The following is a 7,448-nucleotide window of genomic DNA, read 5'->3' as shown; positions in this document are numbered from 1 at the left end:
CCGCCGGCATCAACGTGGGCTTTGACCAGACGGTGATCCGGGGCGACATGGACGCGCGCAGCTTCTCGGTCGTCTACCTGAAGGACGGGCGCGTGGTGGCGCTGGACTGCGTGAATGCGGTCAAGGACTACGTGCAGGGCCGCAAGCTCGTCGAGGCGGGGCTCTCGCCCGATCCGGCCATGCTCGCCGATGCAGGCACCGCGCTCAAGGAGCTGATGTAGCGGCGGAGCGCAGCTTCGCGCGGGCCCAGGCCGCCGCCTCGGCAACCACCGGGTCCTCGTCCGCCAGCAGCGGCTCGACTTGCGCCAGCAGGTCGCGCCGCCCGCTGTTTCCCGCCGCGTAGAGGCAGTTGCGCACGAAGCGGTTGCGTCCGATCCGCTTGATCGGACTGCCCGAGAACAGCGCGCGAAAGCCCGCATCGTCCAGCGTCAGCAGGTCTGCCAGCTCGGGCGCCGTCAGCTCCGCGCGCGGCAGGAACGGGCGCATGGCATGGGCGGCCTGCGCGAACTTGTTCCAGGGGCATACGGCCAGGCAATCGTCGCAGCCGTAGATGCGGTTGCCCAGCCCTTCGCGTAGGTCGTCCGGCACCGGTCCCTTGTGCTCGATGGTCAGATAGCTGACGCAGCGCCTGGCATCGAGGCGGTATGGCGCGGGAAAGGCGTCCGTAGGACAAGCGTCCTGGCAGGCCCGGCACGATCCGCAGCTGTCGCGCGCAGGCGTGGAAGGCGCAAGGTCCAGCGTGGTGTAGATTTCGCCCAGGAACAGCCACGATCCATGCTCCCGGCTGACCACGTTGGTGTGCTTGCCCTGCCATCCCAGGCCGGCGGCGGCGGCCAGCGGCTTTTCCATGACCGGCGCGGTATCGGTGAAGACCTTGACGCCGACCCCGTCAGTTTCGGCGCCCAACCGGCGCCGGTCGCCCTCGGCGACGATCCAGCGGGCAAGGTGCTTGAGTGCCTTCTTCACCACATCGTGGTAGTCCGCCCCTTGCGCATAAGTCGAAATTCGCCCGATCTCGGGTTGCCCCGCCAGAAGCAGCGGGTCGGCGGCGGGGGCGTAGCTCATGCCCAGGGCGATGACGCTGCGCGCCTGCGGCCACAGCCCCTGCGGGCTGCGGCGATGGTGCGCGCGCTCTTCCATCCAGCCCATCGTGCCGTGCATGCCCGCCGCGATCCAGGCGTCCAGCCGCGCGCCGCGCGCGTCGTCACCCGCTGCCGGGGCGATCCCGAACGCCACGAAGCCAAGGGCGCGCGCTTCTGCCTCCAGTTCGGTCGCGAAAGCGCTTAGCTCGCCCTTAACCAGGCCTGCGCGATCCTGTGCGCTCGTGGTAGAGCCGGGAAATGTCATGGATGCGCAAGTAGGAGATCCGAGGGTGACCGGCAATGGACCGCAGGCTGCGTCCGGGCAACTCGCGATCGAGGCGCGCGGGTTGGTGAAGCGGTTCGAGGGCGTGACCGCGGTCGACGGGGTGGACCTCGCCGTGCCGTCGGGCTCGGTCTACGGCATTCTTGGTCCCAACGGCGCGGGCAAGACCACGACGCTGCGCATGATGCTCGGCATCATCGATCCCGATTCGGGCTATCGCCGCATTCTGGGTGCCGAACGTCCGCACGATGTCGCCCATGCCATCGGCTACCTGCCGGAGGAGCGCGGCCTCTACCCCTCGATGAAGGCAACGGAGGCGATCGCCTTCCTGGGAGCGCTGCGCGGCTTGCCGCTTCGCGAAGGACGGCGCCGTGCGCATGAACTGCTCGAACGCCATGGCCTTGGCCATGCCGCAAGTCGGCAGATTCGCCAGCTGTCCAAGGGCATGGCGCAGCAGGTGCAGATACTGGGCACGCTTGTGCACCGGCCCCGGCTGGTGGTGTTCGACGAGCCTTTCTCGGGCCTCGACGCGCTGAACCAGGGCCGGCTCGAGGCGATGATGCGCGGGCTTGCGGAGGAGGGAACCACGGTCATCTTCTCCACCCACGTCATCGCCCATGCCGAGCGGTTGTGCGACGAAGTGGCGATCATCGCCGGTGGCAAGGTGCCTTTCGCCGGACCCGTCGACCTCGCACGGGATCGCATCCCGGCGCAGGTCCGCCTCGAGACGCGGGCGGCGGACGGCCCGTGGCGCTTGGCGCTACCGGCAGAGGCGCGGCGCGAAGGGCAGTTCTGGCACTTCGCCCTGCCCGACACCGGCATCGAGCCTCTGCTGCGCGCGCTGATCGCGGGCGAGGCCGGCATCCTTTCGCTCTCGATCGAGCGGGCGGGGCTGCACGATGCCTTCGTCGCGATCGCCGGGGCGGCCGCCGCCCGCGCGCTCGGCGACCAAACGCCCGAGGAGATGGCCCGATGAGCGCCGAGATGCCAAGCGGCGTGCACGGCCGCCTTTCGATCCTTTCCGCCGCCTGGGTGGTCGCCCGGCGCGACTTCACGGCGATCCTGTTCTCGCGCACGTTCTTCTTCTTCCTGCTCGGGCCGCTGTTCCCAGTGGTGGTCGGCGCCCTGGCGGGGAGCGTGGGCAGCAGCGTCGAGCGCAGTTCCGCCCGGCCTGAAGTGGGCGTCATCATGACCGGCGCCGACGCGAACGCCATCCTGCGCGCCCGCGACGGACTGGCCGAGCGGCTGGGGCAGGGGCTGCCCGGGCTTGTCGTGCTGGAGCGGCTGGCGCCGGGGGAGCGCGCCGATCCCTCTGCCGCGCTGGCGGGCAAGCGGGCGAACATCGCGGCGGTGCTCTCGGGCAGTCCGGCGGCGCCCGTGCTTACCGGACCCCGGGCCCAGATTGAGGCGTGGAGCGGCGACATCGCCCTGATCGCCGCACAGGCGGAGCAGGGCGCGCTGGCGCCGTGGCCCCCTGTGCGGCTGCAGGCCACGGCCTCCAGCCAGGTCAGTGAGCACAAGGCCAGGCTGCGCACCGCGCAGGCCGCGCAGACGCTGCTGTTCCTGCTCACCATGATGCTGGCGGGCATGGTCCTGTCCAACCTGGTGGAAGAAAAAGGCAACAAGATCATAGAAGTCTTGGCCGCCGCGATCCCGATGGAGGCGGTTTTCCTGGGCAAGCTGTTCGCCATGCTCGGGGTTTCGCTGGTGGGCATCGCGGCATGGGCGGCAGTGGGAGGAGGGCTCTACCTCGCCGCCGGGTCCGCGCTTCCCGACCTGCCAGCCCCGGCGGTGGGCTGGCCGATGCTGGTGGTGCTTGGCATCCTCTACTTCTCCATGGCCTACCTGCTGCTGGGATCGGTGTTCCTTTCGATCGGCTCCCTCGCCGCGACCGTCCGTGAAGTGCAGACCCTGTCGATGCCGGTGACGATGATGCAGCTGATGCTGTTCTTCTTCGCGACGTACGCGATGACCCAGCCCGGCAGCGCGGTGGAGATTGCGGCGGCGCTGTTCCCGTTCAGCTCTCCGTTCGCGATGCTGGCGCGCGCCGCTCAGGATGGGGCGGTGATGCCGCACATCGGAGCGCTGCTGTGGCAGGGCGCGTGGGTGCTGCTGCTGGTGCGCGTGGGCTCGCGGCTTTTCCGCAGCCGGGTCATGAAGTCGGGCGGGTCGCGTCGCCGCGTGCGCCGGGCATTGCGCCGCCAATCCGGGGGCCGCCGATCCGGCGCGGCCGTTGAATAGAGGCGGGCGAATCGCCATCTTCGTGTCGAGAGCGGCCGAGGAGGCACCATGATCACATCGACCACGCGGCGCGGGGTGCTTGCCTGGCTGGGCGCGGGCGCGGTTTTGCCGATGCTGGCCGCGTGCGGAAGCGATGCCGAGGCCTACCCGGTTCGCTTCTCGGACGAGGAATGGCGCCGCCGCCTCACGCCCGAGCAATATCGCATCCTGCGCAGGGCCGGGACCGAGCGGCCGCGTTCCTCGCCTCTTGACCGCGAGCATCGGCGCGGCACGTTCCTGTGCGCGGCCGATGGCAACCCGCTGTTCTCCTCGGCGGCCAAGTTCGAGAGCGGAACCGGATGGCCGAGCTTCTGGAAGCCGCTGCCCGGCGCCGTCGAAACGTCCCGCGACCATGCGCTGGGGATGGCGCGCACCGAAGTGCACTGCGCGCGCTGCGGCGGGCACCTGGGACACGTCTTCGACGATGGTCCGCCGCCCACGGGCAAGCGCTACTGCATGAACGGCGCGGCCATGCGCTTCCGGCCGGCCTGACGCGTCCTCAGGCGGTGATGGCGTATCGCTGCAGGCGGAAAGTGCGCCGGGCGAGTTCCTCGAGGCCCATCAGCTGCCGGAAAACGAGGCCGTAGCAGGGCTCGCGCCGCCAGCAGACGGTCGCCTCGAATTCGGGCAGCTCCTCGGCCTCGATCCGCAGATGCTGGCCCAGGGCCAGATGGCTCTCCACCTCGATTCTCGCGCCCTGCCGGGAAAGGTCGCAAAGCTGCGCATCCCACGCCTCTCCGCTCACAAGGATGCGGATGGGAAGATCGACGGCAATGCGGATCGGGCGCTTGGGATAGGGACCGGCTTCGGCGATGAAGCGCTGGACATCGATGGGCCGGTTGAAGCGGAAGCCCGCCTCGCCTTCGTTTTCCCACACCAGGTCAAGCGGCATACGCTCGCCTCCGGCGCTCTCCAGCGCAAGGTGGCCCAGCCCCGAAAGCGAGTGGAAAAGACGCAGCCTGACGCCGGTTTCCGAAACGTCGCGCACGATGCACAGGTACTCGCCGGCCGGACCCACCAGTTTCGCGGCGCGCAGCAGCAGCGCGAAACGCGGGGTCGCCCGCAGGTCGGCCAGCGACCGGTGCGCTTCCAGCGGCGATGCAGGCCCGGCAATACGGCGGTCCCGTAAATTCATGGCGAACTCTACCCCTCGGCCCGCACTCCGCGCAAAGCCGGCACGGGAGCGCGGCAGGTGCGGGGGCGGCACCTGTAATCCATAGTGCCCTTCAAGTTACTTAAATGTAAACGTCGCTGTCGGAACTTCGCATTACTTTGAAGAAAAAGGTGAACACGCTGGCGAGGGAGCTTGCATCCTGGTGCGGGCGGCGGGACTCGAACCCGCACTGGAATCCCAAGCGGATTTTAAGTCCGCAGCGTCTACCATTCCGCCACGCCCGCACGGGGTGGATGCGCCGGCAGGCTCCTAGTCGCGCGCCGCGTGCAATGCAATGCAGCTGCCCGCAGGGGCGTGCGAACATCGCCCTCGGTGAGCATTGTTTCGGCCATCGCCTCTGGAGCGCGGCTTGACCGCAGGGTCGCCGGAGCGACCATGCCGTGCCGGCCGGCCCCTTGCGTCATCACTCCACGTTGAGCCGGGCGCGCATTTCCTTGCCCGGCTTGAAATAGGGAACGCGCTTTTCGGGCACGTCCACGCTTTCCCCGGTACGCGGGTTACGCCCCTTGCGGCCGTCGCGGTGGCGCGTCGAGAAGGCGCCGAAGCCGCGCAGTTCAACCCGGCCGCCATCGGCAAGGCGCTGGGCGATCTCGTCGAAGAAGGTGTCGACGGCACGCTCCACTTCCTCGGCGCGAAGCTCCGGATTGTCCTTTGCGAGCACCTGCAGCAACTCGGACCTGATCATCGCGCCAATTCCCCACATGACCCAGAAATCGCGCCGGAGCATAAAATTACGTCCGCAAGCGTTTCTGCTGCGGGGGAAAATGCCATCGCGGGCCGCTTCGCGCAATGGGCCGTTTCACGAGCGAGAAATGATGCAGCCGCGAACGCGGCCACGCAGCGCGACGGATGCCATCTCCCCTTTTACAGGCGCCAAATGCCCGCTAACGTCGCTTCTTTCGCCCGCCGACGAAATCCTCATGACAGGGCGGCAGGGTCGCAACAGGATGCCAGGACAGGAGCGGCATGAAGGACATCGCATTTTGGAACGAGGGTGACTGGATCGCGGCGATCGGCGCCGTGTTCCTCTTCGCCGTGCTCGCGATCGGCGGGTTCATCGCCACGCGCAAGAGCGAGGAATTCGTCGGGCACCCGCGCGGGCTGTTCGTGCTGTTCTATGCCGAGATGTGGGAGCGCTTCTCCTACTACGGCATGCGCGCGCTGCTGATCCTCTACCTCACCAAGTTCTGGCTCTTCTCGGACGGGCCCTCCAACATGATCTACGGGGCCTATACGAGCCTCGTCTACATCACGCCGGTGTTGGGCGGCTACCTGGCCGACCGCTGGCTGGGGCAGAGGAAGGCCGTGCTGTTCGGCGGCATCGTCCTTGCTCTGGGCCATCTGTTCATGGCGTGGGAAGGCATGCACGGCGTCACCGACCCCGCGATCAAGCAGGCGGACCCCGCGATTAACGTGTTCTGGCTGGCGCTGGCGCTGATCATCGTCGGTTCGGGCTTCCTGAAGGCCAACATCTCGGTCATCGTCGGCCAGCTCTACAAGATGACCGACACGCGGCGCGACGCGGCCTACACGATCTTCTACATGGGCGTGAACACCGGTGCGGCCCTTGGCACGATCCTCGTGGGCTATCTGGGTGAGACGATCGGCTGGTCGTGGGGCTTCGGCCTTGCCGGCATCGGCATGGTGCTGGGGCTCATCATCTTCGTGGTCGGCAAGCCTGCCCTGCGCGGCCGGGGCGAGCCGCCCAAGGCGTTGCCACGCCAGCGCGAAATGGCGCTCTACGGCACCGGCGCCGCTGCAGTCGCGGTGGTGTGGTTCCTGATCCAGTACGTCGACGTCATCCAGGGCCTGCTGATCGTCTCGGGCGTGGCGATGCTGGGCTACACTCTTTACGAGGCGTTCAAGCTTCCCAAGGAGCCGCGCGAGCGCATGTTCGCCATCCTGTTCCTGATCGCGCTCAACCCCATCTTCTGGGGCCTGTTCGAGCAGGCGGGCGGCTCGCTCAGCCTTTATACCGACAAGTTCGTCGATCGCGGCGGAGTGCCCACCAGCCTCTTCCAGTCGATCAACCCGATCTACATCGTGCTGTTCGGCCCCATGTTCGCCGCCTTGTGGCAGTACCTGGGCAAGAAGGGCCTGGAACCCTCGGCGCCTGCCAAGTTCGGCCTGGCGCTGATCCAGGTGGGCCTTGGCTTCCTCGTCTTCACCTGGGGCGCGGGCACCGGGGACCCGGCGGTGATGACTTCGGTCGTCTTCGTGTTCCTGATCTACATGCTGCACACCACCGGCGAGCTTTGCCTCTCGCCCGTCGGCCTCTCGGCGATGACGCGCCTGGCCCCGCTGCACCTTGGCAGCTTCATCATGGGCGCCTGGTTCTACATGACGGCGGTCGGCAACTTCGTGGCGGGCAAGATCGGCGAGGCTACCGGCGGCGAAGGCGGGGTCATGAGCAAGGAGCTGACGCTGGCGATCTACACCAAGATCGGGTGGGTCACCGTGGGCGTCGCCATGGTGGTGCTGGCGCTCTCGCCGCTGGTGCGCCGCTGGATGCACCTTGGCACCCTTGGCGACCGTGCGGGCGACCATGACCTTGCAGGAGAGCCGGGGCTGGGGCTCGAGGCGCAGGAGGCTGGGCTGCACCCGGCCCGGCGCACGGACTGACGGAACG

Annotated in this window: 8 protein-coding genes and 1 tRNA gene; 5 read left to right on the top strand and 4 right to left on the bottom strand. The window is 68.1% G+C overall.

Features of this window, described 5'->3' with window-relative positions; all coding sequences use genetic code 11:
• The coding region (locus tag GR702_RS17815; protein ID WP_272916686.1) for an oxidoreductase C-terminal domain-containing protein at positions 1 to 221 on the top strand (221 nt) is incomplete at its 5' end.
• Here the strand turns inward: GR702_RS17815 and queG are convergent.
• Positions 205 to 1,347: a tRNA epoxyqueuosine(34) reductase QueG gene (gene queG / locus GR702_RS17810; protein WP_160987069.1), complete on the bottom strand. Its 1,143-nt coding sequence runs from the start codon at positions 1,345 to 1,347 to the stop codon at positions 205 to 207. The two genes, GR702_RS17815 and queG, sit on opposite strands and share 17 nt — an antisense overlap.
• On the opposite strand from queG, the gene GR702_RS17805 reads away from it, so the two are divergent.
• From GR702_RS17805 to msrB, 3 genes are read left to right on the top strand one after another with little or no spacing between them, the layout of a single operon-like run.
• Positions 1,346 to 2,341: an ABC transporter ATP-binding protein gene (locus tag GR702_RS17805; protein WP_202408352.1), complete on the top strand. Its 996-nt coding sequence runs from the start codon at positions 1,346 to 1,348 to the stop codon at positions 2,339 to 2,341. The two genes, queG and GR702_RS17805, sit on opposite strands and share 2 nt — an antisense overlap.
• Positions 2,338 to 3,606, top strand: coding sequence for an ABC transporter permease (locus GR702_RS17800; protein WP_160987067.1), 1,269 nt, complete (start codon positions 2,338 to 2,340; stop codon positions 3,604 to 3,606). The genes GR702_RS17805 and GR702_RS17800 overlap by 4 nt, the downstream gene beginning before the upstream one ends.
• A 48-nt stretch (positions 3,607 to 3,654) precedes the next feature.
• Positions 3,655 to 4,137 carry a peptide-methionine (R)-S-oxide reductase MsrB gene (msrB, locus tag GR702_RS17795; protein ID WP_160987066.1) on the top strand — a complete coding sequence of 161 codons (483 nt, stop codon included), beginning with the start codon at positions 3,655 to 3,657 and terminating at the stop codon, positions 4,135 to 4,137.
• Positions 4,138 to 4,144: 7 nt separating this feature from the next.
• Here the strand turns inward: msrB and GR702_RS17790 are convergent, their stop codons facing one another.
• From GR702_RS17790 to GR702_RS17780, 3 genes are all read right to left on the bottom strand, one after another.
• Complete coding sequence (locus GR702_RS17790) at positions 4,145 to 4,780, bottom strand: PilZ domain-containing protein (RefSeq protein WP_160987065.1); 636 nt, start codon at positions 4,778 to 4,780, stop codon at positions 4,145 to 4,147.
• A 179-nt stretch (positions 4,781 to 4,959) separates the two neighbouring features.
• Positions 4,960 to 5,043, bottom strand: a tRNA-Leu gene (locus tag GR702_RS17785).
• A 179-nt stretch (positions 5,044 to 5,222) separates the two neighbouring features.
• The gene (locus GR702_RS17780; RefSeq protein WP_160987064.1) at positions 5,223 to 5,504 is read right to left on the bottom strand and encodes an integration host factor subunit beta; all 282 of its coding nucleotides are present in this window, start codon (positions 5,502 to 5,504) and stop codon (positions 5,223 to 5,225) included.
• Positions 5,505 to 5,785: 281 nt separating this feature from the next.
• Here GR702_RS17780 and GR702_RS17775 point away from each other — a divergent pair, with 281 nt between their 5' ends.
• The gene (locus tag GR702_RS17775) at positions 5,786 to 7,441 is read left to right on the top strand and encodes a peptide MFS transporter (protein WP_160987063.1); all 1,656 of its coding nucleotides are present in this window, start codon (positions 5,786 to 5,788) and stop codon (positions 7,439 to 7,441) included.
• Positions 7,442 to 7,448: the final 7 nt, after the last annotated feature.

The sequence above is a fragment of the Novosphingobium silvae genome (assembly GCF_009856825.1).
In the GTDB taxonomy this organism is placed as follows: domain Bacteria; phylum Pseudomonadota; class Alphaproteobacteria; order Sphingomonadales; family Sphingomonadaceae; genus Novosphingobium; species Novosphingobium silvae.
The sequence above is the reverse complement of the archived record's forward strand: the minus strand, read 5'-3'. Positions and strand labels throughout refer to the sequence as shown.